The organism is Streptomyces sp. NPDC111606 (assembly GCF_055656945.1).
Genome location: NZ_JBVKBY010000011.1, coordinates 130,535 through 155,862 on the forward strand (window position 1 = coordinate 130,535; position 25,328 = coordinate 155,862).

The following is a 25,328-nucleotide window of genomic DNA, read 5'->3' on the forward strand; positions in this document are numbered from 1 at the left end:
GGTCACGCCCCTGTGAGCTTCGCGAACTTCTCTTCGTAGGCCGTCTCTTCCTTCGAGCTCAGTGAGCGGAAGGCGCGGGACTGGGCCTGCATGGCCTTGTCGGGGAGGATCAGCGGGTTGTTCGCCGCGTCCTCGTCGATCTTCGCGAGCTCTTCCTTCACGCCGTCCACGGGACAGACGTAATTGATGTAGGCGGCGAGCTCGGCGGCGGGCTTCGGCTCGTAGTAGAAGTCGATGAGCCGCTCGGCGTTCGTCTTGTGACGGGCCTTGTTGGGGATCAGCATGTTGTCGCTGGACGTCATGTAGCCGCTGTCCGGGATGAGGAAGTCGATGTCCGGGCTGTCGGCCTTGAGCTGGACGACGTCACCGGCCCAGGCGAGACAGGCCGCGAAATCTCCGCTGGTGAGGTCGGAGGTGTAGTCGTTGCCGGTGAACCGGCGGATCTGCTTGTTGTCGACGGCCTTCTGGAGCCGGGCGATCGCCGCGTCGTAGTCGTCGTCGGTGAACTTGGCGGGGTCCTTGCCCATGTCGAGCAGGGTCATCCCGATGGTGTCGCGCATCTCGGTCAGGAAACCGACGCGGCCCTTGAGCTTGGGGTTGTCGAGCAGGTCGGAGACCGTCTTCACCTCGACGCCGTCGAGCGCCTTCTTGTTGTAGGCGATGACGGTCGAGATGCCCTGCCACGGGTACGAGTACGCCCGTCCCGGGTCCCAGTCGGGGTTGCGGAACTGCTGGGAGAGGTTGGCGAAGGCGTGCGGCAGGTTGGACGGGTCCAGTTTCTGGACCCATCCCAGGCGTATCAGGCGCCCGGCGAGCCAGTCCGTGAGGACGACGATGTCGCGCCCGGTCTCCTGGCCCGCCGCCAGCTGCGGCTTGATCTTCCCGAAGAACTCGTTGTTGTCGTTGATGTCCTCGGTGTACTTGACCTTGATGCCGGTCCGCTTCGCGAACTGCTCCAGCGTCGGGTGGTGCTTGCCGCTGTCGTCGACGTCCATGTACTCGGTCCAGTTGGAGAAGCTGACCTGCTTCTCCTTCGCCGAGTGGTCCTCGGCGGACGTGCCGCCCTCGGTCTTGCCGGCCGCGGGGATCCCGCAGGCACTGAGCGCCCCAAGTCCGCCCACCGCGAGAGCGCCGCCGGTGGAGGCGCGCAGCAGGGAACGGCGGGTCATGGCGGCCCGGCCGTTGCGCAGGCTGCGCCGCATGGCGGCCACTTGGGCCGGGGACAGGCGGTCGGGCTCGTACTGCTCCATGCGCGTGGTGCCCTTTCGGGAGATCGGGAGGGAGGGGAGGCCGGCCGCGGGAGGGGCGAGGCGGCCGCGCCGATCTGATCCGGTCCGGTCCGGCGTCCCGCCTGGTCCGGTCCGCTCAGGCCGGGGCCGGTCCGGTCCGGCTATCGGTCCCCGAAGACGGTGCGATGCCAGTCCTTCCTGGCAACCGCCGTGTTGTCGAACATGACGTGCTTGATCTGCGTGTACTCCTCGAAGGAGTACGCGGACATGTCCTTGCCGAAGCCGGAGGCCTTGTAGCCGCCGTGCGGCATCTCGCTGATGATCGGGATGTGATCGTTCACCCACACGCAGCCCGCCTGGATCTCGCGGGTGGCGCGGTTCGCCCGGTAGACGTCGCGGCTCCAGGCGGAGGCGGCGAGCCCGTACGGGGTGTCGTTGGCGAGCCGGATCCCGTCATCGTCGCTGTCGAACGGCAGCACGACAAGGACCGGCCCGAAGATCTCGGACTGGACGATCTCGCTGTCCTGGGCGGCGTCGGCGACCAGGGTGGGCCGATAGTACGCACCCTTCTTGAGGTCGCCCTGCGGTGCCTCACCGCCGGTGACCACGCGCGCGTAGGCACGCGCACGGTCGACGAACCCGGCGACACGGTCGCGCTGGACGTGCGAGATGAGGGGCCCCAGATCGGTGCCGGGGCTGAAGGGGTCGCCGAGGCGGACGCTCTCCATGAGGGCGGCGGTGCGCGAGACGAACTCTTCGTAGAGCGGCCTCTGCACGTACACGCGTGTGGCGGCCGTGCAGTCCTGCCCGGTGTTGATGAGCGAGCCCGCGACCGCGCCGTTGGCGGCGGCCTCCACGTCGGCGTCATCGAAGACGACGAAGGGCGCCTTGCCGCCCAGCTCCAGGTGGAGCCGCTTCACCGTGGCCGTGGCGATCTCGGCGACGCGCTTGCCCACGGCGGTGGAGCCGGTGAAGGAGGTCATGGCCACGTCGGGATGGCCGACGAGATGCTCGCCGGCCTCCTTGCCGGTCCCGGTGATGATGTTGATGACACCGTCGGGGATGCCGGCGTCCGTGGCGGCCTGGGCGAAGAGGAGCGAGGTCAACGGGGTGAGCTCGGCGGGCTTGAGCACGATGGTGTTGCCCGCGGCGATCGCCGGCAGGACCTTCCAGGCGGCCATCTGGAGCGGGTAGTTCCAGGGGGCGATGGACCCGACGACGCCGATGGGTTCGCGGCGGACGTATGAGGTGTGGTCGCCGGAGTACTCCCCCGCGGACTGGCCGGCGAGGTGGCGGGCGGCGCCCGCGAAGAAGGACGTGTTGTCGATCGTGCCCGGTACGTCGAACTCACGGGTCAGTTTCAGCGGCTTCCCGCACTGCAGGGACTCCGCGCGGGCGAAGTCCTCGGCGCGCTCGGCGAGGACGGCTGCGAAGCGGTGCAGCGCGTCCGAACGCTCGCCCGGGGTGGCTGCGGCCCAGGCGGGGAACGCCTCACGCGCGGCGGCGACGGCGGCGTCGACGTCCTCGGTGCCGGCCAGGTCGTAGGTGTAGACCTCCTCGCCGGTGGCGGGGTCGACGACCGCGTGCGTGCGACCCGAGGTTCCCTTCACCAGGCGGCCCGCGATGAACTGCGCGCCGTCCGCGAAGCGGTCTTGGGCCGGGAATCGTTCCGGGGTGTCGGTGCCCGGGTTGTGCATGTCGCTCTCCTCCGTGTCCCCCTGGAGGGACCGCAGTGGGGTCGGCGTGGGGTGGCGTGGCTCAGGCTCGATTTGAGTGCCGATCCTGACAGAGCAGGAAGGGTCCAACAAGTGATTCCGTTGTTGCCTTTTGGTTACGCAACGGAATCTGTCGACCAGGTGTCGAGTTGGCCTTGAAAACCCGGGACGGATTGTCGGTGGTGCGTGCCAGACTCGGCCACATGGCGAAGATCGATTCTTGGGACGTCCTGATCAGGGAGGTCCGTGCGGGGACGAGGGTCAAGTATCTGCACTTCTGGGGCCACCGGCCACGACCGGACGGACAGGTGAGCGCGAGTTGCCTGAGCCAGTGGTGGCCGTCGCCGTTCACGGTGGCCGGCGTGTCGTACGCGACCGCCGAGCACTGGATGATGGCCGAGAAGGCCCGGCTCTTCCGGGACGCGGAGGCGGAGCGGCGGGTGCTGGGGGCGGGGCATCCGTCCGAGGCGAAGAAGGCCGGGCGGCTCGTGCGCGGCTTCGATGACGCGGTGTGGGAGCGGGAGCGGTTCCGGATCGTCGTCGAGGGGTCGGTCCACAAGTTCTCGGCGGACGCGGAGCTGCGGGGGTTCTTGCTGGGGACGGGGGATCGGGTGCTGGTGGAGGCCAGTCCGGTGGATCGGGTGTGGGGGATCGGGCTCGCGGCCGGGGATGACGGGGCGGGCGATCCGGAGCGGTGGCGGGGGCCGAATCTGTTGGGGTTCGCGTTGATGGGGGCGCGGGAGCGGTTGCGGGGGTAGGGGCGGCAGGAAGCTGAATTTCCAGCGCCGGTCCAGGCAATCCAGCCCGTCCGGCGTTTGAGGACGAGGCCGTTCAGGCCGACAGCGGGGGTCCGGGGCAGCAGCCCCCAGGTACGGGACGGGTAGGGGCGGCGGGGGCGAAGCCCCCGCTCACTACACCGTCGAGATCAACACCGCCAGCATCCCCAACCCCAGCACCAACCCCACCGCCCCGCAGATCATCCCCGCCAGGGCCTGCCCCGGGTTCGTCGCCTCCCCCCGCCGTGCCTTCCCCCGCCCGATCGAGCCGAAGATCAACGCCAGCGCACCCATCACGATGGCCACCGGCCACAGGCAGAAGATCGCCGCGGAGATGATCCCGAGCACGAGCCCCGCCGTGCCCATCCCATTGCTCGGCATGGGCTGCACCCCGGGCCACCCGTAGTAGCCCCCCGTACCGGGACCCACACCCCCACCCGGCGGCGGGTAACCGTGGACAGGCCCGGGATAGCCGTACGCAACCTGCCCCGGCCCGCCGGGCGCGATGGGCGGCGGCGGAACGGGCTCACCGTGGGCGGCGTAGGGAAGGGACGCCGTCGGAGGCGCGAAGGGCCCGGCCGGCGAGTGGGGCGGCGTGGACCCCGGCGCCGCGAAGGGATTGGGGTTCGACCCGCTCGGCGGCACCGCAGGGTTCGGCCCGGTCGACGGGTTCACCCACGACGGCGGCGTCGGCATGCCCGAGGACGGCATGGACGTCACCGTCTGCTGGTCGTGCACGGATGGTGCGGGCCAGGTCAGCGGGTCGTTCGAGGCGACGGTGTAACCGGCTCCCCCGGGCGCGGCCGGAGCGGCGGGAGCGGGGGCGGAACCCTGCCCGCCCTCGACCGGAGGCGCCCACGGGTCCCGTTCGGCCGAGGACGCGGCACTCCCCGTCTTCTCCAGCGAGGTCCTCGCCCCCGTCTCCGACGCCCCCGGCGAAGCCAACCCCCCAGCCGCCGCATCCTCCGCCGCCCCCGGCGTCTGCGCGTCGTCGGACATGCCCGGCCCCCCTCCGTCGTTTGTGCCGTCATGCTAAGGCCCGGGCATTCCCGGCACGGCCCCGGCATACGATGATCCGGAGTCACCGATCAGCCGATCACCCGCGTCCCGCCGACCACACATCCGGCCGGAGACGCCGTTCCTGGGGAGGAACCTTGACCGACAACCTCGTCGACGCCCGCGTCCCGCGCGATCTGCACGCCTTCATCGCCGGACTGCCCAAGGCCGAACTGCACGTCCACCACGTCGGCTCCGCCTCCCCCCGCATCGTCGCGGAACTCGCGGCCCGCCACCCCGACTCCAAGGTCCCCACCGACCCCGAGGCCCTGGTCGACTACTTCACGTTCACGGACTTCGCGCACTTCATCGACGTGTACCTGTCCGTCGTGGATCTGATCCGCACCCCGGAGGACGTACGGCTGCTGACGTACGAGGTGGCCCGCGAGCTGGCCCGGCAGCAGGTGCGGTACGCCGAGCTGACCATCACCCCGTTCTCCTCCACCCGCCGCGGCATCGACGAGAGCGGCTTCATGGCGGCGATCGAGGACGCCCGCAAGGCGGCCGAGGCCGAGTTCGGGACCGTACTGCGCTGGTGCTTCGACATTCCCGGCGAGGCCGGACTGGAGTCCGCCGCGGAGACCGTGCGGCTCGCCACCGACGACCGGCTGCGCCCGGAGGGCCTGGTCTCCTTCGGGCTCGGCGGGCCCGAGATCGGCGTACCGAGGCCGCAGTTCAAGCCGTACTTCGACCAGGCCATCGCCGCCGGACTGCACTCCGTGCCGCACGCCGGCGAGACCACCGGCCCCGAGACGGTCTGGGACGCCCTCACGCACCTGCGCGCCGAGCGCATCGGGCACGGCACCAGTTCGGCGCAGGACCCGAAGCTGCTCGCGCACCTCGCCGAGCACCGGATCCCGCTGGAGGTGTGCCCGACCTCCAACATCGCCACGCGCGCGGTCCGCACGATCGACGAGCACCCGATCAAGCAGTTCACCGAGGCCGGCGTCATCGTCACCATCAACTCCGACGACCCACCCATGTTCGGCACCGACCTCAACAACGAGTACGCGGTCGCCGCTCGCCTCCTCGACCTCGACGAGCGGGGCCTGGCCGACCTGGCCAGGAACGCCGTGGACGTGTCCTTCCTCGACGAGCCGGGCAAGGCCCGGATCAGGGCCGAGATCGACACGTACACCACCGACTGGCTCGCCTCCTGAGCCGGCGGCGCCCACCACGCCTCGACCCGTCCACGATGGCCCCCGCCCCCGACCGGAATGCCCTCATGCAGAACGTGACCGCCGTGGCCCACCGCGGCGACCCCTACCGCGTCCGCGAGAACACGCTCGCCTCCCTGCGCTCCGCGCTCGAACGGGGCGCGGAAGCGGTGGAGATCGACGTACGGCTCACCAAGGACGGCGTGCCGGTGCTGCTGCACGACGACACGCTGAAGCGGCTGTGGGAGCAGGACCGTCCGCTGCGAGTGCTGTCGGCTGCCGAGGTGCGCGGGCTGACGGCGGGCGGGGTGCCGACGCTGCAGGAGGCGCTGACGGCGTGTGCCGGGAGCCGGGTGCTGCTCGACCTGCCGGGCACGCCCGACGTGCGGGCGGCGCGCCGGGTCGTGGACGTCGTACGCGAGTGCGGGGCGCAGGACCGCGTGTACTACTGCGCGGGCGCCCCGGCCATGCTCGCCGTGCGGGCCGCCGACCCGGCCGCCGAGATCGCCCTGACCTGGACGACGCTGGCCCCGCCGCGCCCCGCCCTGCTGGATGCGGTGCGCCCGCGTTGGCTCAACTACCGTTTCGGCCTGGTCGACCACGCCCTCGCCGAGCGCGTCCACCGTGGCGGTCATCTGCTGTCCGTCTGGACCCCGGACACCCGGCGCTCCATGCGCCGCCTGCTGGACCTGGGCGTCGACTCGATCACGACCAACCGCGTCGACGTCCTCCTCGGCCTGCTCGCCGCCCGGTCCGACGGCTGAGGCCGCTAGACGCGCGAGCGTTGGGACACCGTCGCCGGATCGGCCGGGGTGCCGCGGGTGACGTACTGCGGGACCGGTGCGGTGTCCTTGCCGTTGTCGCGGACCTGGCCGTAGCGGATCGCGCCCTGGTCGGGTCCGGTGCCCACGTCCTTCTCGGCCGCCTCCCAGGTCGACGGGAAGACGATGACACCGTAGTCGGCGCCCCGTTCGTTCTGGTTGAGGGTGACCGAGCCGTCGACGTAGAAGTACTCGTTCTGCCACATCTGCTGGGTGCCGTCCGACAGGACCGTGTAGCCGGTGTCGGGGCCGCCCATGCCGGTGGTGCCGGGGCCGGTGGTGTCGTCCATGCGGCGGCCGCCGCCGGAGGCGACATGGAAGAGCCTGCCCTTGAGGCCGGTCCAGGTCGGCATGACCAGCGCGCCCGGCCGTGACTGCGGGGAGATCTGCCAGCGCACCAGGACGTAACCCTGCCCGCTGAGCGTCACCTTCTCGCCCCGGTGCTGCATGACGGCCTTCGCGCCCCAGGTGCTGGTGACGCCGGACTCACGGCGGTGCGGCAGGGCGGCGGGCTCGGCGTTGGGGTCCGGAGCCTCGTCGACGGCGTCGACGACCGTGCCGTACAGCCCGGTCTTCCGCGACGGTGACGGAGACGGCGAGGGGGAGGATGACGGTGAGAGCGTGGCCGTCGGGGTGACGGGCGGGGTCCGCGCGGGCGGGCGGGCCGTGCTCGCCGCGGTGGGGGCGGCCGCGCGCGGCGGGGCCTGCGGGGTCTGGGTGACGACGTACGCGCCGCCCGCGACGAGTGTCGCCCCGGCCGTCACCGCCACGGCGGGCTGGGTGATCGCGGCCATCATCTTCGCGGACCAGCCGACGGAGGCCGCCGTCGCTGTCGCCGCGACCGCCGTCTTGCCGCCCAGTGCCAGCGACAGCGTGAAGCCGACCGGGATCGGGACGAGCGCGATGCCGACGAGGAGGCGTTCCGCGGGGACGACGGCCTCGTGGGTGTCGCCGCAGTAGCCGCAGCCCCTGATGTGCCGGGCCAGTCGCTTGCGCCAGACGGAGTCCGGGCGTCCGTTCCAGCGGGCGGTCAGTTCGCGCAGGTCGGGGCAGGCGCCGTCGAGTGCGCGGACGATGCCGCGCGCGGTCTCCAGCCGTTCCTTCACCCGCTGGACGCGCACCGCGGCGTGCTGCCGGCTGATCCCGGCCGCGGCGGCCAGTTCGCGCCGGGTCAGCTCGCCCGCGACCTCCAGCCACCACAGCGACAGCAACTGCCGGTCCTCGTCGTCCAGCCAGCGCACCGCCTCCGCGACCTCGCGCCGCTGCCCCTCCAACTGAAGTCGCAGGACCGTGAGTTCGGCGAAGTCGGTGGCCTCGTACGCGGCGGACTCGTCGAGGTGGGCGGGCTGTCTGCGGCGCGCCCGGTCCCGGATCTGCCGCATGGCGATCGCGACGAGCCAGGAGCGGAAGCTGTCCGGGTCCCGCAGCGAGCCGAGGTTGTCGACGGCGCGCAGCATGGTCTCCTGGACGACGTCGTCGACGTCGGCATGGCCGTTCAGGGCACGTCCGACGACGTTGTAGACCAGCGGCAGCCAGCCCTCCACCAGCTCGTCCAGCGCCTGCCGGTCACCGGCCTGCGCCGCCGCGATGGTGGAGCGCCACTGCCTGCCGGCTCCCTCGTCCACGTACGCCCTCTCCCGGCTCATGCGCTGCCCGTACGCACCTTCTCAGCCTGACCGGCACGGTTGGCTATATCGGAGATCACATTCCGGGAGTGGAGACGCAGTGCCGGGGTCGGCGATAACACTTTTTCGCCGACCGGCGCCCCGTGCGGGCGATCCCTCACAACCATCTTGTTCCGCAGGGCACTTGCTCAGGGATCCCCCAGGTTCGCAGCCCGGGGGCGACGGCCTGGCCATCGTCCAGCGCTTCGCCTTCCCGGCGTTCAACCGCTGACGGCGACGGCGGCGGCTGGAGGTGCCGGTGCATCCGTCAGCGCCTCCAGCTGCTTGATCTTCTTCCTCACGAGATACAGCGGGATCACCCCGAAGACGCCGAACGACATGTCGATCACCGACCACCACAAGGGGATGCCGCGGATCGGCCCGCAGATCAGGGCGAGCGGGATGATGCCCGCGCAGGCGATCATCCCGAACTCGACGACCCAGATGTTGCGTACCGGGTCGCGGTAGGGGCCGTAGAAGGCGACGGCGATGACGAGATGGGCGAAGGCGAGCCAGTCCGTGCCGTAAAGCAGGAAGGGGTAGTCGGCGTCGGCGGTGTCGAGACCGCGCCGGACGCGCTCGATCCAGTCCATCAGGCCGGGGAGGTGCTCCGGCACGGACAGGGCGCGCAACAGGTCCTCGGTCCAGCGCAGTTCGTGGACGAGGGGGAAGGCCGTGGCGCCGCTGAGCACCAGGCAGATGACGAAGAGGGCCAGCCAGACGCGAATGCCCTTGAGCAGGGCGGCTCTGTCGCTCATGGGAGCAGCGTACGCTTGGAGTTGAACACGTTCAAAGCGGGTTCCCGTCGTGGAGCCCGAACCGACGGCCGCCATGCGGCCCGCACCGGCCCGGCCCTACGATGTCCGCCGACGAGGGAGGATGCATGGGCCTGGACCTGAGCGAACGGGCTTACCGGGGGCAACGTTGGGCGGCACGGGCCTCGCTTGCCGCAGCGGGGCTCGCGGTGCTCGTCCCGCTCGCCTACGGCGGGGTCGGCGGCGTGCTGCTGCTGGTGGCCGGTGTGGCGGGCCTGGGCATCGGCGCCGTCGCGGTGTGGTGGACGCTGACGCTGCGCGGACCGGTGCGCTGGTTGGCGGGGGTCGTGGCCCTGGCCGTACCGGCCGCCGTGATCACGTTGTTCGCTGCCACCCTGTTCTGGGCGCTGCTGGCGTCCGTGGCGCTGTGGACGGTGGCCGTATGGAGCGGCCGGTACGCGCTGCGGGGCACCGGGAGCTCACGGGTGCGGGTGATGCGGGGGCGCAAGGCGGCGCCACCGCGGCGGGCGATCCTGATCATGAACCCCCGCTCGGGCGGCGGGAAGGTGGAACGCTTCGCGCTCAAGGAGAAGGCCGAACGGCTCGGCGCCGAGGTCGTTCTCCTCGACCCCGAGGAGCATCAGGACGTCACCGCCCTGGCCCGCAAGGCCGTTTCGGACGGTGCGGATCTGCTCGGTGTCGCAGGCGGGGACGGCACCCAGGCACTGGTCGCGGCCGTCGCCGCCGCGTACGACATCCCGTTCCTGGTGATCTGCGCCGGCACCCGCAACCACTTCGCCATGGACCTGGGCCTCGACCGCGAGGATCCCGCCGCCTGCCTCGACGCGCTCGTCGACGGCGTGGAGCTGCGCGTCGACCTCGGCTTCGCCGGCGGCCGGCCCTTCGTCAACAACGCCTCCTTCGGCGCGTACGCGGCCATCGTGCAGAGCCCCGGCTACCGCGACGACAAGATCGGCACCAGCCTGGAACTGCTGCCCGACCTGCTCACCCGCCAGCAGGGCCCGCTGCTGACCGTCCGGGCGGCGGACACGACGCTGCACGCCCCGCATGCCGTGCTGGTCAGCAACAACCCCTACCGCACGGACGATCCCTTCGGGCTCGGCCGCCGCGACCGCCTCGACGCCGCCGTTCTCGGCGTCCTCGGCATCAGGGTGGACAGCGCGGCCGAGGCCGCCGCACTGCTCCTCGACCCCGCGCCGCCCGGCCTGAGCATCCTCAGCGCAACCGAAGTGGTCATCGAGGCCGACCGTGAGGAGATCGAGGCCGGCATCGACGGCGAGGCCCTTGTCCTGCCGGCCCCGGTCCACATCCGCATCACTTCGGGCGCCCTGCGCGTCCGCGTCCCCCGCAAACGCCCCGGCGTCCCCCAGCGCGGCCCCCGCCTGGACTGGCGCCGACTGCGCAAACTGGCGGCGACGGTGGGGCGTACGGCGGTGCACCGGCAGGGTCACTGGTAGGGGGCACAGGCGCCGTGGGGGCCGCCTACAACCCCGCGATCGCGTTCCACCGCCGGGCGAAGTCCACCCGCTCATCCGACGTGATGTCCCGAGCGATCGCGAGACGCCGGCGCATCGCCGTGTCCGGGAAGATCAGCGGATCCTCGGCCAGGGCGGCCGTCTCCTCGTCCTTGGCCGAGGCGAGGACGTCCTGGGCGGCCGGGACCGGGCAGACGTAGTTGACCCAGGCGGCCAGTTCGGCGGCGACCTCCGGGTCGTAGTAGTAGTCGATCAGCCGCTCGGCGTTGGCCTTGTGGCGGGCCAGGTTCGGGACCATCAGGGACTCCGACCACAGCTCGGCCCCCTCCTCGGGGACGACGAAGCGGATATCGGGGTCGTCCGCCTGGAGCTGGATGACGTCGCCCGAGTAGGCCTGGCAGGCCAGGACGTCGCCGCTCGACAGGTCCTTGATGTAGTCGTTGCCGGTGAACCGGCGGATCTGGCCCTTGCGGACCTGCTTGTCGACCTGGTCGCAGACGGTGTGGAAGTCGTCCGCCGTCCAGCGGGTGATGTCGACGCCGTTGCCCTGCATGAGCAGCGCAAACGCCTCGTCCAGACCGGAGAGCAGGGTCACCCGGCCCTTCAGGTCGCTCGCCCACAGCTCGGCGACGCTGTGGATGTCGCGGCCCAGCCGGCGGCGGTTGTACGCGATGCCCGTGATGCCCGACTGCCACGGCACGGTGTACTTGCGTCCGGGGTCGAAGGCCGGTGAACGCAGCAGCGGGTCCAGGTACTTCGTCACGTTCGGCTGGCGCGCCCGGTCCATCTCCTGCACCCAGCCCAGCCGTACGAACCGGGCGCACATCCAGTCGCTGATGACGACGAGGTCGCGGCCCGTGCGCTGATGGTTCATCAGGGCGGGGCTGACCTTGCCGAAGAACTCGTCGTTGTCGTTGATCTCCTCGACGTAGTCGACGGAGATGCCCGTGCGCTTCTCGAACCCCTCGAGGGTCGGCCGGCGGGTCGCGTCCTCGTCGTCCGTGTCGATGTACAGGGGCCAGTTCGCCCACGTCAGCCGCTTGTCGGTGGCGGAGACATCGGTGGCGGCCCGGTCGCCGGGCGACACGTAGGCGGGCCGTACACCGCAGCCGGCGAGCCCTCCCAGCGCAGCGCCCGCACCGAGGGTGCGCAGCAAAGTCCGGCGGGACAGCGGGGAGTTCATCGGTGGGAGGGCCATTGCCGCAGCATGCCGCTGCTGACCGCGGCCGATCAATCGACGCCATGTCGAGCGGCAGCCCCGGACGGTACTCACTCCGTCCGGGGCTGCGACGCCGCGAAGGGCGCGGGGAACTGCGCGACCGGCCACAACGAACCCGCAGCCGTGAGACGGCCACGACCCGCGCGGCGCCTAGCGCAGCGTCACGCGTCCAGGGACGTCATCACGTGCTTGATCCGCGTGTAGTCGTCGAACCCGTACGCCGACAGATCCTTGCCGTACCCGGACTTCTTGAACCCGCCGTGCGGCATCTCCGCAACCAGCGGGATGTGCGTGTTGATCCACACGCACCCGAAGTCCAGCGCCTTGGACATCCGCATCGCACGCCCGTGGTCCTTGGTCCACACCGACGACGCGAGGGCGTACTCGACGCCGTTGGCCCACTCGACGGCCTGCGCCTCGTCCGAGAAGGACTGCACGGTGATGACCGGGCCGAAGACCTCCTTCTGGACGATCTCGTCGTCCTGCTTCAGGCCGGACACCACGGTCGGCGCGAAGAAGTACCCCTTGTCACCGACCCGGTGACCGCCGGCCTCGACCTTGGCGTGGGCGGGCAGCCGCTCGATGAACCCGGAGACCTGCTTGAGCTGGTTCGGGTTGTTGAGCGGGCCGAACAGCACGTCCTCGTCGTCCGGCTGCCCGGTCTTGGTGTCGGCGGCGGCCTTCGCGAGCGCCTGCACGAACTCGTCGTGGATGGCCTCGTGGACGAGGACACGCGTGGCGGCCGTACAGTCCTGCCCGGCGTTGAAGAAGCCCGCGACCGAGATGTCCTCGACGGCCTTGGCGATGTCGGTGTCGGCGAAGACGACGACCGGCGCCTTGCCGCCCAGCTCCAGGTGGACCCGCTTGAGGTCCTTGGAGGCGGACTCGGCGACCGACATACCGGCCCGCACCGAACCGGTGATGGAGGCCATCGCCGGAGTCGGGTGCTCGACCATCAGCCGCCCGGTGTCACGGTCGCCGGTGATGACGTTGAAGACGCCCTTGGGCAGAACGCCTCCGATGATCTCGGCGATCAGGACGGTCGACGCCGGAGTGGTGTCCGACGGCTTCAGGACGACCGTGTTGCCCGCCGCGAGGGCCGGCGCGAACTTCCATACGGCCATCATCATCGGGTAGTTCCAGGGCGCGACCTGCGCGCAGACGCCGATCGGCTCACGGCGGACGATGGAGGTCAGGCCCTCCATGTATTCACCGGCCGAGCGGCCCTCCAGCATCCGCGCCGCGCCCGCGAAGAAGCGGATCTGGTCGACCATCGGCGGGATCTCCTCGGACCGCGTGAGTCCGATCGGCTTGCCCGTGTTCTCCACCTCGGCCGCGATGAGCTCTTCGGCCCGCTCCTCGAACGCGTCGGCGATCTTCAGCAGGGCCTTCTGTCGCTCGGCGGGGGTCGCGTCACGCCACGCGGGGAAGGCGCGCGCGGCGGCCTCCATCGCGGCGTCGACGTCCGCCTGCCCGGACAGCGGTGCGGTTGCGTACGCCTCGCCCGTCGCGGGGTTGACCACCTCGGTGGTCCGTCCGTCGGCGGCGTCCCGGAACTCACCGTCGATGTAGTTGCGCAGACGACGCAGCTCGGTGCTCACTGCCGGCCTCCTGTCAGGTCGAACTGTCCATTCTCTGAGACACCCACCCTAATCGGCTGACCCACGTTTTCAACACCCCCACTAGGGCCCCTTCTGCGAAATCCGCAGGTCTCGGTCGCATAAACAACGAATTTCATCGCATCGACCTTGCGGAACTATCGAGACGTCGTGCAGAGTGACGTCGTGGCCAGTCGAAGCGCAGAGCACAGGGACTCCCGCGAGTCCAGGAACGGCGGTCCCCAGCTGGACGCCGTCTCCCTTGCCATCATCGAACAACTTCAGGAGGACGGCCGCAGGCCGTACGCCGCCATCGGCAAGGCCGTCGGCCTGTCCGAGGCTGCCGTGCGCCAGCGCGTCCAGAAGCTGCTCGACCAGGGCGTCATGCAGATCGTCGCCGTCACGGACCCGCTCACCGTGGGCTTCCGCAGGCAGGCGATGGTCGGCGTGCATGTCGAGGGCGACGTGGAGTCCGTGGCCGACGCACTGACCGCCATGGCCGAATGCGAGTACGTGGTGATGACGGCCGGGTCCTTCGACCTGATGGTGGAAATCGTCTGCGAGGACGACGACCACCTCCTGGATGTCATCAACCGGCGCATCCGCGCCGTCCCCGGAGTGCGCTCGACGGAGAGCTTCGTCTACCTCAAGCTCAAGAAGCAGACCTACATGTGGGGAACCCGATAACCGTGAGGACCCGATAACCGTGAGCACCAACAGCCCTCAGGACCTCAGCAGGACCGCGTACGACCACTTGTGGATGCACTTCACGCGTATGTCCTCGTACGAGAAGGCCCCCGTCCCGACGATCGTCCGGGGCGAGGGCACTTACATCTACGACGACAAGGGCAGGCGCTACCTCGACGGGCTCGCCGGCCTGTTCGTGGTGCAGGCCGGGCACGGCCGCGTCGAACTGGCCGAGACCGCCTTCAAGCAGGCGCAGGAGCTGGCGTTCTTCCCGATCTGGTCCTACGCGCACCCGAAGGCCGTGGAGCTGGCCGAGCGCATCGCGGACCACGCGCCGGGTGACCTCAACAAGGTCTTCTTCACCACCGGCGGCGGCGAGGCGGTGGAGACCGCCTGGAAGCTGGCCAAGCAGTACTTCAAGCTGACCGGCAAGCCCACCAAGCACAAGGTCATCTCGCGCGCGGTCGCCTACCACGGCACCCCGCAGGGCGCCCTGTCCATCACGGGCCTGCCGGCCCTCAAGGCCCCCTTCGAGCCGCTGGTCCCGGGCGCGCACAAGGTGCCGAACACCAACATCTACCGCGCGCCGATCTTCGGTGACGACCCGGAGGCCTTCGGCCGCTGGGCCGCCGACCAGATCGAGCAGCAGATCCTCTTCGAGGGCCCGGAGACCGTCGCCGCGGTCTTCCTGGAGCCGGTCCAGAACGCGGGCGGCTGCTTCCCGCCCCCGCCCGGCTACTTCCAGCGGGTGCGCGAGATCTGCGACCAGTACGACGTCCTGCTGGTGTCGGACGAGGTCATCTGCGCCTTCGGCCGGCTGGGCACGATGTTCGCCTGCGACAAGTTCGGCTACGTCCCGGACATGATCACCTGCGCCAAGGGCATGACCTCGGGCTACTCCCCGATCGGCGCCTGCATCATCTCCGACCGCCTGGCCGAGCCGTTCTACAAGGGCGACAACACCTTCCTGCACGGCTACACCTTCGGCGGTCACCCGGTGTCGGCAGCGGTGGGCATCGCCAACCTCGACCTCTTCGAGCGCGAGAAGCTCAACCAGCACGTCCTCGACAACGAGGCCGCCTTCCGCACGACGCTGGAGAAGCTGCACGACCTTCCGATCGTCGGCGACGTCCGCGGCAACGGCTTCTTCTACGGCATCGAGCTCGTCAAGGACAAGGCGACCAAGGAGTCGTTCAACGACGAGGAGACCGAGAGGGTTCTGTACGGCTTCCTCTCCAAGGCCCTGTTCGACAACGGCCTGTACTGCCGTGCCGACGACCGCGGCGACCCGGTCGTCCAGCTGGCGCCGCCGCTGATCTCCAACCAGGAGACGTTCGACGAGATCGAGCAGATCCTGCGCGCGACGCTCACGGAGGCGTGGACCAAGCTCTAACCTCACGAGGTTCGTGCGACGGCGGGGGTGCACCCGTAGGAGTGAGAAGGGTGCACCCCCGCCGCGTGCTGTCCGTCGTTGCGCCCCCGGATCCTTAGCGTGCCTTGTAACCGATCGGCCCTGTCTTCGTTCCCCCGCACGGGGGAACGGCCCGGGAACTACGGATCTGACGAGGTGTACGCCCATGGAGGCTCCGCCGGACAACGACGTGCTCTGGGCACGCGCGCTGCACTTCACGCACCGCGACGGCTCCCCCGCGCTCGGCGGGGTCTCGCTGGGTGTGCGTGAGGGTGAGATCCTCGCCGTCACCGGTCCCCGCGGCAGCGGCAAGACGGCTCTCCTGCAGTGTCTGTCCGGCCTGGCCCCCGCCCGCAGCGGCGAGGTCTGGTTCAACAGCGTGCCGGTGCACACCATGACCCCGATGGCGCGCGAACGGCTCCGCCGCGACCGCTTCTCCTGGATCGACCCGGCCCCCTCGCTCGTCCCCGAGCTGAACGTCTGGGAGAATGCCGCGCTCCCGCTGATGCTGCGCGGCACCAGCCGTCGCCGCGCCAAGACGACCGCGCTGGAGTGGCTGAACCGCCTGGACGTCGGCGAGGCGGCCCGCAAGCGCCCGCACCAGCTGGTCCAGGCCGAACGCCAGCGCGTGTGTCTCGCCCGTGCCCTGGCCCCCTCCCCCACGGTCCTGTTCGCCGACGAGCCGACGGCCCCGCTGCACCGCGCCGACCGCGCGCACGTCCTGCGCACCCTGACGACAGCGGCCCGCTCGCACGGCATCACCGTCGTCCTGGCCACCCACGACGCGGAGAACGCGGCCTTCGCCGACCGCACCCTCGCCCTGCTCGACGGACGGCGCGTGAACACGGTGCACCTGCCCCCGGTCACCGCGACGGAAGGCCGGGCCGCGTGCTCGCTCTCCGTCTGAGCCGCGGCGCCCAGCCCGCCGTACAGCTGCGCCGCCTGCTCCTGGCCGCGGCGTCGGCGGGCACGGGCTTCCTGCTGCTGTGTGCGCTGGGCTACGCCATGTCCCACGCCGACTCGGCCTCGTCGGCCCTGCGTCTTGCCTGGTGCGTGCCCCCGATGGCCGCGACGATCCACTTCGCGGTGGCGGTGGCCCGCACCGACCCCGGTACCAAGCCGCGCCCGGGCCTGTCGGCGATCGGCCTGGGCCCGGCCCGCCTGATGCTGGTCTCGGCCACCACCACGGCCCTGTCCTGCGCTCTCGGCTCGATGCTCGCCCTGCTCGTCTTCCTCCACCTGCGGGGCGACCTGACCGGCATGCCCTTCGACGGCGCCGCCTCGCAGTTCCTGGCGGCGAACGCCCCCCTCCCCCTGCCGGCCGCCCTGACCCTGCTGACCCTGACCCCGGCCATCGCGTCGACGACGGTGGCGCTGGCCCTGCGCCCGAAGGAACCCGGGCCCACCGGGGCGCGGGGCGCGGGGCGGCCGTTCGGGGGCCAGGTGAGGCGGGGCCGCGCGGCCGCGGAGGACAGCGAGGGCGCTGCCGCGCCGTCTGCGGACAGTCGTGCCGCCGAGGCGGAGCCCGCCCCGGAGGAGGACGGCACCCCACCGGCGCCCGGCCACCCGAGCGACGCCCCGGCCGCCGTCGACGACACCTGGCAGACGCCGGTCCACGCGACCCATCTGCCGGCTCCCGGCAAACCTCCCGTCGGCCTGCCCTGGGGCATCGCGGTACTCGCCGCCGGCATCGCCGTGGAGGCCTACGCCGGCCGCGCCGCCACCCCCACTCCCCTCACCGTCCCTGCCGCCCTCCCCACCGGCCCCGCCGGAGTCCTGGTCGGCTGGCTCCTGACCGCCCTCGGGCTGGCCCTCGCCGCCCCCGGCCTCACCCACCTCTGCGGCCGCGTCCTGCAGGCCGTACGCCCGGGCGCGGTACGCCTCCTCGCGGGCCGCGTCCTGATGGCGGAAGCCACCCGCATCGGCCGCCCCCTCGGCGTCGTCAGCGCCGTGGCCTCGGCGGCGTACGCCATGGCGCCCCTGTCCGCCCCCGCGGCCACCGACGCCATCGGGCCCCTCACGGCCGTCGGCGCCACCGTGGTCACCGGCTGTGCCGTGGCCACCCTCCTCACCGCCGCCGTGGAGGCCAAGCAGGCCCGCGCCGACACCACGGCCGCGCTGCTCCGCCTCGGCGCCCCCACCACGTTGCTCCGCAGTGCGGCAGCCTTGCGCGCCGGCGCGCTGCTGGTCTTCTTCTGCCCGCTCACCCTGATCGTGGCCGAACTGGCCGCGGCGCCCCTGGCCCGCTGAAGCCTCCCGACGGGTCCGGCAGGGCCGGTCGAAAAACTCGTAAGAAAAAATCTCCGCAAGGCGATGACTTCCGCTCGGACCCCCGGTCTATCCCACCGAACAGCAGCGAAAGCAGCAGCCACCCGAGGGAGAGACCACGATGACCGCCCCCGCCTACCAGCAGATGATCTTCCTGAACCTGCCCGTGAACGACCTCGGCGCCTCGAAGAAGTTCTTCACCGAGCTCGGCTTCGCGATCAACGAGCAGTTCAGCGACGACACCACCGCGTCGGTCGTGATCAGCGAGACCATCGTCGCGATGGTGCACACCCACGAGAAGTACGCCCAGTTCACGAAGAAGCAGATCGCGGACGCGACGAAGACGAGCGAGGTGCTGATCGCGCTGAGCTCGGAGAGCCGCGAGAAGGTCGACGAGCTGGTCGAGAAGGCGGTCGCCGCGGGCGGCTCCGTCACCGGCGAGACCCAGGACCACGGCTTCATGTACGGCCGCGCCTTCGACGACCTCGACGGCCACACCTGGGAGGTTGTGTGGATGGACCCGTCGGCCATCGAGGGCTGATCCCCGCCGTCCGTTGCCCGGTGCCTAGCATGGGCGGGTGCAGACGATGCCCGCCCATGCGGCCCACCACAACGACCGTGAGATAGAGACGCTGGAGGAGTTCGACGCGACCGTCTCGGCGCGCGGCTCCCTGGCCGGATTCCGTGTCCAGGCCGTCGACCTGACGGACCGTACGCGCGAGTTGCTCACCACGGACACGGCGGGCGCCGTCTTCCTCGGCTGCCCGATGCGCGAGGACGCGGCCGCGAAGATCCGCACGGACGGCGCCCTGGTCTTCCCGCCGGTCCCCGACCTGCCCTTCGACCCGTACCGGGGTCTGGTCTACTCGCCCGACGATCTCTTCGCGTCGCTGGCGGACGGCTACGAGAACACACCCGACGCCCACGCGTACGCCTGGTTCCAGCGGACCAAGGCGGACCGCGACATCCACGCCTCCATGCTCCGCGCGATCCACGACGACTCCATATCGGACGCGCTCGACGAACTCCTGTCCGGCACCCGGGTGGTGGGCGTCATGGGCGGCCACGCGATGCGGCGCGGCACGGAGGCGTACGAGGGGGCCGCGCGGCTCGGCCGGGAACTCGCCCGCGCCGGCTTCACGGTCGCCACCGGCGGCGGCCCGGGCGCGATGGAAGCGGCGAACCTGGGCGCGTACGCCGCCCCGCACGACGACGAGATGCTCGGCGACGCCCTCCGACTCCTGGCGAAGGCGCCCCTGTTCACGCCCTCGATCACCGACTGGGCGACGGCCGCCTTCGAGGTGCGCGCCCGCTGGCCGCAGGGCGGCCGCTCCGTCGGCATCCCGACCTGGTTCTACGGCCACGAGCCGCCGAACCCCTTCGCCTCCCACATCGCGAAGTACTTCGCCAACGCCACCCGCGAGGACGGCCTCCTGGCCCGCTCGAACGCGGGCGTCGTCTTCCTGCCGGGCGCCGCCGGCACCGTGCAGGAGATCTTCGACAATGCGACGCCCAACTACTACGAGTCGCGCGGCGAGCCCACCCCGATGGTGCTCGTGAACAGGGCGCACTGGACGGAGCAGTTGCCGACCTGGCCGCTGTTGCAGGCCCTCGCCCGGGATCGGTCGATGGAGTCCCGTATCGCCCTGGTCGACCGGATCGAGCAGGCTCCGCAGGCGCTGAAACGCCTCAGCGGGCAATAAGAGGGCAAAGGCAACGTGCGTGGGGGGCGTACGCGTTGACACTGCTTATGCCACGCTTATAAACCTGTGAGACTCCTGGGGACGGTGATGTCGCATCGCCGCCTCGTTCAACCCCCCTCAGTGGTGCAACTCGTAAGGACAAACGTGTCCATAAACCGCCGTACTGTTGCGCGCTCCGTGCGCGCTCTTGGTGTTGCGTCCGCCTCCGCCGCCCTCGCGCTCGGCTTCGCGGGCACCGCCCTCGCCTGCAACATCAGTGAATTCTCAGCCGAAGCCAAGTGCGACGGCAAAAAGGGCGTCATCACGGTCACCGACGTGGACCCCAGCGGCATCCCCGCGACCGTCAGCGTCTACCTGCAGAACAACGGCGCAGACCTGAAGAAGGTCGGCGAGCAGGTGGTCAAGGGCTCCCGCGAGGGTGTCACCATCACCTTCGCCGAGAACTGGAAGCCGGACGCCGAGTACCGCGTCCACGTCAAGGCCGCGGGCTACGTCGACGAGGACATCAAGCCGAACCTGACGACCCCGTCGACGGCCTGCAAGAAGGAAGAGGAGGAGCCGCCGGCTCCGTCGGACACCCCGACCCCGTCCGACTCCGCCTCGACCCCGGCCGAGGAGACGCCGGCCCCGGCGCCCTCGGAGAGCGAGAGCACCGCTCCCGCGGCCACGGCGAGCAGCGCCCCGTCCCCGGCGACCGATGACTCCAACCTCGCCGAGACCGGTGCGAACTCCAACACCGGCCTGATCGCCGGCATCGCGGTCGGCCTGGTCGCCCTCGGTGGCGGCGCGGTCTTCTTCGGACTGCGGCGCCGCGGGACGAGCAGCGACCGCTGACGCGCCCGTAGAGCAACTCCGCTGCGGCCCGTCCCCTTCCCCCGGGGGGCGGGCCACACGCCTGCTCCACAGGACTGCCACGCCCCACGTCTGTCAGCCGAACGTCGCCCGCTCCAGCCAGAACTCCAGCAGCTCCCGCTCGCCGAGGACCTCCAACTCGGGGCTGTCCAGCGGCAGCCGGCGGTAGAAGGCGAGCAGTACGGCGGTGAGCGGGCCGCGGAGCGCGACGGTCGCCTTCTCGTGGCCGCGCCGCCAGGCGACGACTTCCTGGTCGAGGTCGACAAGCCATTCGGCGTTCAGCTCGGCGGTACTGTCCGTGGCGTGCAGATGGATGCTGCTCCCGGGCCGGCACAGCTCCCGCGCCGGGTCGTCCGGCTGCGTCCGCTGCGCCCATTCGACGATCTCCAGCCACTCGTCGATCGCGTCGGCGGCGATGTCGGGCGCCACCTCGTAGGGCAGGCCGGCGGCGAGTGTCGCGTCCGCGCGGTGGATCGTGATCTCGTGGGTCATACGCCGGGCCCAGAATCCGGCGTTCAGCACGCCGGCCCAGCCCCACACCTTGGCGTCGGGACCGGCCTCCCGCAGCGTGCCGACGATCATCTCGCCGGTCTCCGCGAGCCAGGCGTCGAGCGCGGCGGCGTCACCCTCGCCCTCGGGACCCGCGATGCCCGGCACCTGCTCCTCCGGGATCTCCTCCTCGGCCCGCGTCCGCACGGTCAGCTCCACCCAGCGCAGCGCGCCGCCCGTGTGCCGGACGAGCTGTTCCAGCGACCAGTCCGGGCAGGTCGGCACCGTGGCCGTCAGGTCGGCGCCCGAAGTCACGACGGCCCTCAACAGGCCGATCTGGTGGGCGATTTCGTCGCAGTGACGATCGTGCGGGAGTGACGTCATGCCCGCACCCTATGTGCGGGGTGATCAGCCCAGCAGCACAATTTCCGCCGCGTCGAACTCCACGCCGACGGCGTCCCCGACCTCGGGCGCCTCCCGCAGCGCACACGCCGCCTCCAGGCGCGGCGCGTCCTCCGGCTGGAGGTGCACGGCGACGTGCGTGCCCTTGAACGTGCGCGCCGTGACCGTGCAGCGCAGCCCCGAGTCCGGGGCCACCAGCCGCACTCCGGCCGGCCGTACGAGCAGCGTCCGGGTGCCCTGCGGGGCGTCCTCGCCCACGGGCAGCTTGCCCCAGGGGGTGTCCGCGGCCTCGCCCGCGACCGTGCCCTCGACCACGTTCTCGAACCCGAGGAAGCGCGCCACGAACTCGTCCGCCGGACGCTGCCACACCTCGAGCGGCGTACCGGTCTGGGCGATCCGCCCGTCCCGCATCACCACGACCCGGTCGGCGAGCGCGAAGGCCTCGCCCTGGTCGTGCGTCACGGCCAGCACGGTGGTGCCCAACCGGCCGAACAGCTCCCGGAGTTCGACCACGAGCCGCTCCCGCAGCGAGCGGTCGAGCTGACCCAGCGGCTCGTCCAGCATCAGCAACCGCGGCCGCGGCGCGAGCGCACGGGCCAGCGCCACCCGCTGCTGCTCACCGCCGGACAGGGAGGCGACGGCGCGGCGGGCGGCTCCCGGCAGTCCGACCAGATCGAGCAACTCCCGTACCCGATCGGCCTGTTCGGCCTTCGAGGCGCCGTGCATCCGCGCCCCGAAGGCCACATTGCCGCCGACGTCCCGCTGCGGGAAGAGCTGATGGTCCTGGAACATCAGCCCGACCTCCCGCTTGTGCGCGGGCACCCCCTCCTGGTCCCGCCCGTCGAGCAACACCCGGCCCTCGTCCAGCGGCTGGAGCCCGGCCACCACCCGCAGCAACGTCGACTTGCCGCTGCCGCTCGGCCCCAGCACGCACACGATCTCGTGCTCGGCGACGTCGAGGCCGACCGCATCCAGCACGGCACGCCCGCCGAACCGTACCGTCGCGTCCGCAAGGCTCAGCAGCATCTAGAACTCCCCGGTCCGGTCGGTGCGCAGCCGCTCCAGCACCAGCAGCGCCACCGCGCACACGATCATCAGAATCGTCGAAAGGGCCATCGCCTGCCCGTAGTTGAGTTCACCGGCCCGCCCGAGCAGCCTCGCCACGGCCACCGGCAGCGTCGGGTTGTCGGGCCGTGCGATGAACACGGTCGCCCCGAACTCGCCCAGCGACACCGCGAAGGCGAACCCGGCCGCGATCAGCAGCGCCCGCCGCACCATCGGCAGATCCACCTCACGCCAGACCCGCCACGGCGACGCCCCCAGCACCGAAGCCGCCTCGCGCAGTCGCTGGTCCACGGCGCGCAGCACGGGCAGCATGGTCCGCACGACGAAGGGCACGCCGACCAGCGCCTGCGCGAGCGGGACCAGGATCCACGTACTTCTGAGGTCCAGCGGCGGCTCGTCCAGGGCGATCAGGAACCCGAAGCCGACCGTCACCGCGGACACCCCGAGCGGCAGCATCAGCAGCGCGTCGAAGCCCCGTACGAACCGGCCGGCGTCCCGTCGGGTCAGCGCGGCCGCGGCGAGACCGCCGATCAGCACGGCGATGGCGGTGGCGACGACGGCGTACTGCAGCGAATTACCGATCGCCTCGATGGGCGGGACGAGGAAGACACCGCCGTCGGCACTGGTCAGCGCCCGGTAGTAGCCGAAGTCGGGCGCGTCCAGCGACCGCTGCACCAGCACGGCCAGCGGGAGCACCAGGAGTACGGCGATGACGACCAGGACACCGGCCAGCAGCGACCACTGCCCTACCCCGCGCGGCCGCCGCGCGGTCACCGACGCGTCCACCAGGCGCAGGGCGCTCTCCCGCCGCCGTACCGTCCAGGCGTGCACGGCGAGGATCGCGCCGACGGCGAGGAACTGGACGATCGTCAGGACGGCCGCCGTGGACAGGTCGAAAATCTCCGACGTCTGCCGGTAGATCTCGACTTCGAGCGTCGAGAAGGTCGGGCCGCCGAGGATCTGCACCACACCGAAGGAGGTGAAGGTGAACAGGAAGACCATCAGCGCGGCGGCGGCCACGGCGGGCCCGAGCGCCGGGAGGGTGACGGTCCGCCAGGCGGTGAGACGTGACGCGCCCAGCATCCGCGCGGCCTCCTCCTGCCCCGGGTCGAGCTGCGACCAGAGCCCGCCGACCGTCCGTACGACGACGGCGTAGTTGAAGAAGACGTGCGCGAGCAGGATGGCCCACACGGTGGTGTCGAGCCGTACGCCCCACAGCTCGTCGAGGAGTCCGCCACGGCCGACCAGCGCGAGGAAGGCCGTACCGACGACGACCGTCGGCAGCACGAACGGGACGGTCACCACGGCTCGCAGGATCTGCTTGCCGGGGAAGTCGAGGCGGGCGAAGACGTAGGCGCCCGGCAGCGCGATCAGCAGGGTCAGCGCGGTGGAGGCGAGCGCCTGCCAGGTGGTGAACCACAGGACGTGCCGGATGTCGGACTGTCCGAGCACGTCCAGGAGGCGCCCGAACTGCCAGACCCCGTCGACCTTCAGGCCGCGCGCGACGATCGCGGCGACGGGAAGGGCGAAGAAGACCGCGAAGAACGCGACGGGCACGGCGATGAGGCCGAACCGCACCGCCGCGCTCCGCGCGCGTCCCCTGCGGAAGGTGCCCTTGCGGGGGGTGCCCTTGCGGGGGGTGCCCTCGTGGGGGGCTACTTCAGTACGAGCGAGGTCCACGACTTGACCCAGTCGTCACGGTTGTCAGCGATCTTCGCCGGGTCCAGGGTCTCGGGGTCCTTGGCCTGCGGTCCGTACTTCACGAACTCCGGCGGGACCTGGGCGGCCTCGCGCACCGGGTAGACGAACATGTTCAGCGGCATGTCGTCCTGGAACGTCTTGGTCAGCATGAAGTCGAGCAGCGCCTTGCCGCCCTCGGCGTTCCGGGCGTTGCTGAGCAGGCCGGCGTACTCGACCTGGCGGAAGCAGGTGCCCTGGGCGACCCCCGTGGGGGCCGTCGTCGGCTTCGGGTCGGCGTAGATCACCTCGGCGGGCGGTGAGGAGGCGTACGACACGACGAGCGGCCGGTCGGCCTTGGCCTTCTTGCCGCCGGCGGAACCCGAGAACTCCTCGTTGTAGGCCTGCTCCCAGCCGTCGACGACCTTCACGCCGTTGGCCTTCAGCTTCTTCCAGTAGTCCTGCCAGCCGTCGTCGCCGTACTTGGCGGCGGTGCCGAGGAGGAAGCCGAGGCCGGGCGAGGAGGCGGAGGCGTTCTCGGTGACGAGGAGGTTCTTGTACTCGGGCTTGATCAGGTCGTCGAAGGAGGTGGGCGGGTTCAGCTTGTGCTTGCTGAAGTACGCCTTGTCGTAGTTGACGCAGATGTCGCCGGTGTCGATCGGGGTGACCCGGTGCTTGTCCTGGTCGGCCAGGTACTCGGCCTTGATCTTGTCCGAGCCCTTCGGCTCGTACGACTGGAACAGCCCGTTGTCGAGCGCCCTCGAGAGCAGGGTGTTGTCGACGCCGAAGAAGACGTCGCCCTGCGGGTTGTCCTTGGTGAGGATGGCCTTGTTGACGGCCTGCCCGGCGTCGCCGTCCTCCAGGACCCTCACCTTGTAGCCGGACTGCTTCTCGAAGGCGGCGAGGACGCTCTTCGAGACGGCCCACGAGTCGTGGCTGACGAGCGTGACGGTCTTGGATCCGCCGTCGTCGCCGCTGCCGGCATCGGACGACCCGCACGCGGACAGCGCGGGCAGCGCGACGAGGCCCAGCCCGACGGCCAGGGCCATGGTCTTCACCGTGGACTTCTTGGTGATGCTCACTAATTCCTCCTGGGGGTGACCAGGAAGAGACGCGGCCCTGCCCGGAACCCTTGGGAAGGCTCCGGGCAGGGCGCAACAGCTCGAGTGGTGACCGATCTCCCTACCCAGAATGACCTGGGCCAGGTTCGGAGGGTCTGCGGCCGATGCCGCACTCTCAGCGCTGTGGCGCTCCCCTGTCGGAATATGAAGATGTATTTACGCCATAT

23 protein-coding genes and 1 riboswitch are annotated in these 25,328 nt (G+C 70.8%); of the genes, 12 read left to right on the forward strand and 11 right to left on the reverse strand.

Features of this window, described 5'->3' with window-relative positions; all coding sequences use genetic code 11:
- Nucleotides 1-2 precede the first annotated feature (2 nt).
- Together ACZ7M7_RS33480 and ACZ7M7_RS33485 are read right to left on the reverse strand one after the other, a co-directional pair.
- Nucleotides 3-1,250 (reverse strand): ABC transporter substrate-binding protein, encoded by a 1,248-nt coding sequence (locus tag ACZ7M7_RS33480; protein ID WP_328878907.1) that lies wholly within the window; start codon nt 1,248-1,250, stop codon nt 3-5.
- A gap of 140 nt (nt 1,251-1,390) precedes the next feature.
- Nucleotides 1,391-2,926 (reverse strand): gamma-aminobutyraldehyde dehydrogenase, encoded by a 1,536-nt coding sequence (locus ACZ7M7_RS33485; RefSeq protein ID WP_383607366.1) that lies wholly within the window; start codon nt 2,924-2,926, stop codon nt 1,391-1,393.
- Nucleotides 2,927-3,147: 221 nt separating this feature from the next.
- On the opposite strand from ACZ7M7_RS33485, the gene ACZ7M7_RS33490 reads away from it, so the two are divergent.
- Nucleotides 3,148-3,702 carry an NADAR family protein gene (locus ACZ7M7_RS33490; protein ID WP_472123520.1) on the forward strand — a complete coding sequence of 185 codons (555 nt, stop codon included), beginning with the start codon at nt 3,148-3,150 and terminating at the stop codon, nt 3,700-3,702.
- A 153-nt stretch (nt 3,703-3,855) separates the two neighbouring features.
- Here the strand turns inward: ACZ7M7_RS33490 and ACZ7M7_RS33495 are convergent, their stop codons facing one another.
- Nucleotides 3,856-4,101: a DUF4190 domain-containing protein gene (locus ACZ7M7_RS33495; protein ID WP_362384096.1), complete on the reverse strand. Its 246-nt coding sequence runs from the start codon at nt 4,099-4,101 to the stop codon at nt 3,856-3,858.
- 214 nt (nt 4,102-4,315) lie between these two features.
- On the opposite strand from ACZ7M7_RS33495, the gene ACZ7M7_RS33500 reads away from it, so the two are divergent.
- The 3 genes from ACZ7M7_RS33500 to ACZ7M7_RS33510 all read left to right on the forward strand — a co-directional run bounded on the left by ACZ7M7_RS33500 (nt 4,316) and on the right by ACZ7M7_RS33510 (nt 6,697).
- Nucleotides 4,316-4,504, forward strand: coding sequence for a hypothetical protein (locus ACZ7M7_RS33500; RefSeq protein ID WP_383607368.1), 189 nt, complete (start codon nt 4,316-4,318; stop codon nt 4,502-4,504).
- Nucleotides 4,505-4,874: 370 nt separating this feature from the next.
- Nucleotides 4,875-5,936 carry an adenosine deaminase gene (locus ACZ7M7_RS33505; protein ID WP_383607369.1) on the forward strand — a complete coding sequence of 354 codons (1,062 nt, stop codon included), beginning with the start codon at nt 4,875-4,877 and terminating at the stop codon, nt 5,934-5,936.
- Nucleotides 5,937-6,001: 65 nt separating this feature from the next.
- Nucleotides 6,002-6,697: a glycerophosphodiester phosphodiesterase gene (locus tag ACZ7M7_RS33510; RefSeq protein ID WP_472123523.1), complete on the forward strand. Its 696-nt coding sequence runs from the start codon at nt 6,002-6,004 to the stop codon at nt 6,695-6,697.
- Nucleotides 6,698-6,702: 5 nt separating this feature from the next.
- On the opposite strand, the gene ACZ7M7_RS33515 is transcribed toward ACZ7M7_RS33510, so the two are convergent.
- A complete protein-coding gene (locus ACZ7M7_RS33515) occupies nt 6,703-8,400 on the reverse strand; it encodes a sigma-70 family RNA polymerase sigma factor (protein ID WP_472123526.1) in 1,698 nt (565 codons plus the stop codon).
- 239 nt (nt 8,401-8,639) lie between these two features.
- Entirely contained in the window at nt 8,640-9,176 is a 537-nt protein-coding gene (locus tag ACZ7M7_RS33520) for a hypothetical protein (RefSeq protein ID WP_383607372.1), read from the reverse strand.
- Nucleotides 9,177-9,301: 125 nt separating this feature from the next.
- On the opposite strand from ACZ7M7_RS33520, the gene ACZ7M7_RS33525 reads away from it, so the two are divergent.
- On the forward strand, nt 9,302-10,651 hold the full coding sequence (locus tag ACZ7M7_RS33525; RefSeq protein WP_472123529.1) for a diacylglycerol/lipid kinase family protein: 1,350 nt from the start codon (nt 9,302-9,304) through the stop codon (nt 10,649-10,651).
- A 25-nt stretch (nt 10,652-10,676) separates the two neighbouring features.
- Here the strand turns inward: ACZ7M7_RS33525 and ACZ7M7_RS33530 are convergent, their stop codons facing one another.
- Nucleotides 10,677-11,867: a polyamine ABC transporter substrate-binding protein gene (locus ACZ7M7_RS33530; protein WP_472123531.1), complete on the reverse strand. Its 1,191-nt coding sequence runs from the start codon at nt 11,865-11,867 to the stop codon at nt 10,677-10,679.
- Between the two features lie 182 nt (nt 11,868-12,049).
- Nucleotides 12,050-13,489: a gamma-aminobutyraldehyde dehydrogenase gene (locus ACZ7M7_RS33535; protein WP_383607375.1), complete on the reverse strand. Its 1,440-nt coding sequence runs from the start codon at nt 13,487-13,489 to the stop codon at nt 12,050-12,052.
- Between the two features lie 168 nt (nt 13,490-13,657).
- Between ACZ7M7_RS33535 and ACZ7M7_RS33540 the strand changes: the two genes are divergently transcribed.
- The 7 genes from ACZ7M7_RS33540 to ACZ7M7_RS33570 all read left to right on the forward strand — a co-directional run bounded on the left by ACZ7M7_RS33540 (nt 13,658) and on the right by ACZ7M7_RS33570 (nt 20,389).
- Complete coding sequence (locus tag ACZ7M7_RS33540) at nt 13,658-14,173, forward strand: Lrp/AsnC family transcriptional regulator (protein WP_383607376.1); 516 nt, start codon at nt 13,658-13,660, stop codon at nt 14,171-14,173.
- A gap of 19 nt (nt 14,174-14,192) precedes the next feature.
- Complete coding sequence (locus tag ACZ7M7_RS33545; protein WP_472123534.1) at nt 14,193-15,566, forward strand: aspartate aminotransferase family protein; 1,374 nt, start codon at nt 14,193-14,195, stop codon at nt 15,564-15,566.
- 184 nt (nt 15,567-15,750) lie between these two features.
- The gene (locus ACZ7M7_RS33550; protein ID WP_383607378.1) at nt 15,751-16,491 is read left to right on the forward strand and encodes an ABC transporter ATP-binding protein; all 741 of its coding nucleotides are present in this window, start codon (nt 15,751-15,753) and stop codon (nt 16,489-16,491) included.
- Entirely contained in the window at nt 16,473-17,834 is a 1,362-nt protein-coding gene (locus ACZ7M7_RS33555; protein ID WP_472123537.1) for a hypothetical protein, read from the forward strand. The genes ACZ7M7_RS33550 and ACZ7M7_RS33555 overlap by 19 nt, the downstream gene beginning before the upstream one ends.
- A gap of 139 nt (nt 17,835-17,973) precedes the next feature.
- Nucleotides 17,974-18,393 carry a VOC family protein gene (locus ACZ7M7_RS33560; protein ID WP_383628466.1) on the forward strand — a complete coding sequence of 140 codons (420 nt, stop codon included), beginning with the start codon at nt 17,974-17,976 and terminating at the stop codon, nt 18,391-18,393.
- Nucleotides 18,394-18,430: 37 nt separating this feature from the next.
- Complete coding sequence (locus tag ACZ7M7_RS33565) at nt 18,431-19,555, forward strand: LOG family protein (RefSeq protein WP_383628467.1); 1,125 nt, start codon at nt 18,431-18,433, stop codon at nt 19,553-19,555.
- A 177-nt stretch (nt 19,556-19,732) separates the two neighbouring features.
- Nucleotides 19,733-20,389: an LAETG motif-containing sortase-dependent surface protein gene (locus ACZ7M7_RS33570; protein WP_472123540.1), complete on the forward strand. Its 657-nt coding sequence runs from the start codon at nt 19,733-19,735 to the stop codon at nt 20,387-20,389.
- Between the two features lie 93 nt (nt 20,390-20,482).
- Here ACZ7M7_RS33570 and ACZ7M7_RS33575 read toward each other — a convergent pair whose 3' ends face one another.
- From ACZ7M7_RS33575 to ACZ7M7_RS33590, 4 genes are all read right to left on the reverse strand, one after another.
- Nucleotides 20,483-21,280, reverse strand: coding sequence for a maleylpyruvate isomerase family mycothiol-dependent enzyme (locus ACZ7M7_RS33575; RefSeq protein ID WP_472123543.1), 798 nt, complete (start codon nt 21,278-21,280; stop codon nt 20,483-20,485).
- A gap of 24 nt (nt 21,281-21,304) precedes the next feature.
- Nucleotides 21,305-22,324: an ABC transporter ATP-binding protein gene (locus ACZ7M7_RS33580; protein WP_472123546.1), complete on the reverse strand. Its 1,020-nt coding sequence runs from the start codon at nt 22,322-22,324 to the stop codon at nt 21,305-21,307.
- A complete protein-coding gene (locus ACZ7M7_RS33585; protein WP_472123870.1) occupies nt 22,325-23,926 on the reverse strand; it encodes an ABC transporter permease in 1,602 nt (533 codons plus the stop codon).
- A gap of 92 nt (nt 23,927-24,018) precedes the next feature.
- Nucleotides 24,019-25,122, reverse strand: coding sequence for a thiamine ABC transporter substrate-binding protein (locus ACZ7M7_RS33590; RefSeq protein WP_383628473.1), 1,104 nt, complete (start codon nt 25,120-25,122; stop codon nt 24,019-24,021).
- A gap of 79 nt (nt 25,123-25,201) precedes the next feature.
- Nucleotides 25,202-25,307: riboswitch (TPP riboswitch) on the reverse strand.
- Nucleotides 25,308-25,328: the final 21 nt, after the last annotated feature.

Coding starts and splice junctions, on each gene's coding strand:
- ACZ7M7_RS33480 (WP_328878907.1), bottom strand. CDS start 1,250: ATGGAGCAGTACGAGCCCGACCGCCTGTCCCCGGCCCAAGTGGCCGCC.
- ACZ7M7_RS33485 (WP_383607366.1), bottom strand. CDS start 2,926: ATGCACAACCCGGGCACCGACACCCCGGAACGATTCCCGGCCCAAGAC.
- ACZ7M7_RS33490 (WP_472123520.1), top strand. CDS start 3,148: ATGGCGAAGATCGATTCTTGGGACGTCCTGATCAGGGAGGTCCGTGCG.
- ACZ7M7_RS33495 (WP_362384096.1), bottom strand. CDS start 4,101: ATGCCGAGCAATGGGATGGGCACGGCGGGGCTCGTGCTCGGGATCATC.
- ACZ7M7_RS33510 (WP_472123523.1), top strand. CDS start 6,002: ATGCAGAACGTGACCGCCGTGGCCCACCGCGGCGACCCCTACCGCGTC.
- ACZ7M7_RS33515 (WP_472123526.1), bottom strand. CDS start 8,400: ATGAGCCGGGAGAGGGCGTACGTGGACGAGGGAGCCGGCAGGCAGTGG.
- ACZ7M7_RS33520 (WP_383607372.1), bottom strand. CDS start 9,176: ATGAGCGACAGAGCCGCCCTGCTCAAGGGCATTCGCGTCTGGCTGGCC.
- ACZ7M7_RS33525 (WP_472123529.1), top strand. CDS start 9,302: ATGGGCCTGGACCTGAGCGAACGGGCTTACCGGGGGCAACGTTGGGCG.
- ACZ7M7_RS33530 (WP_472123531.1), bottom strand. CDS start 11,867: ATGGCCCTCCCACCGATGAACTCCCCGCTGTCCCGCCGGACTTTGCTG.
- ACZ7M7_RS33550 (WP_383607378.1), top strand. CDS start 15,751: ATGGAGGCTCCGCCGGACAACGACGTGCTCTGGGCACGCGCGCTGCAC.
- ACZ7M7_RS33560 (WP_383628466.1), top strand. CDS start 17,974: ATGACCGCCCCCGCCTACCAGCAGATGATCTTCCTGAACCTGCCCGTG.
- ACZ7M7_RS33575 (WP_472123543.1), bottom strand. CDS start 21,280: ATGACGTCACTCCCGCACGATCGTCACTGCGACGAAATCGCCCACCAG.
- ACZ7M7_RS33580 (WP_472123546.1), bottom strand. CDS start 22,324: ATGCTGCTGAGCCTTGCGGACGCGACGGTACGGTTCGGCGGGCGTGCC.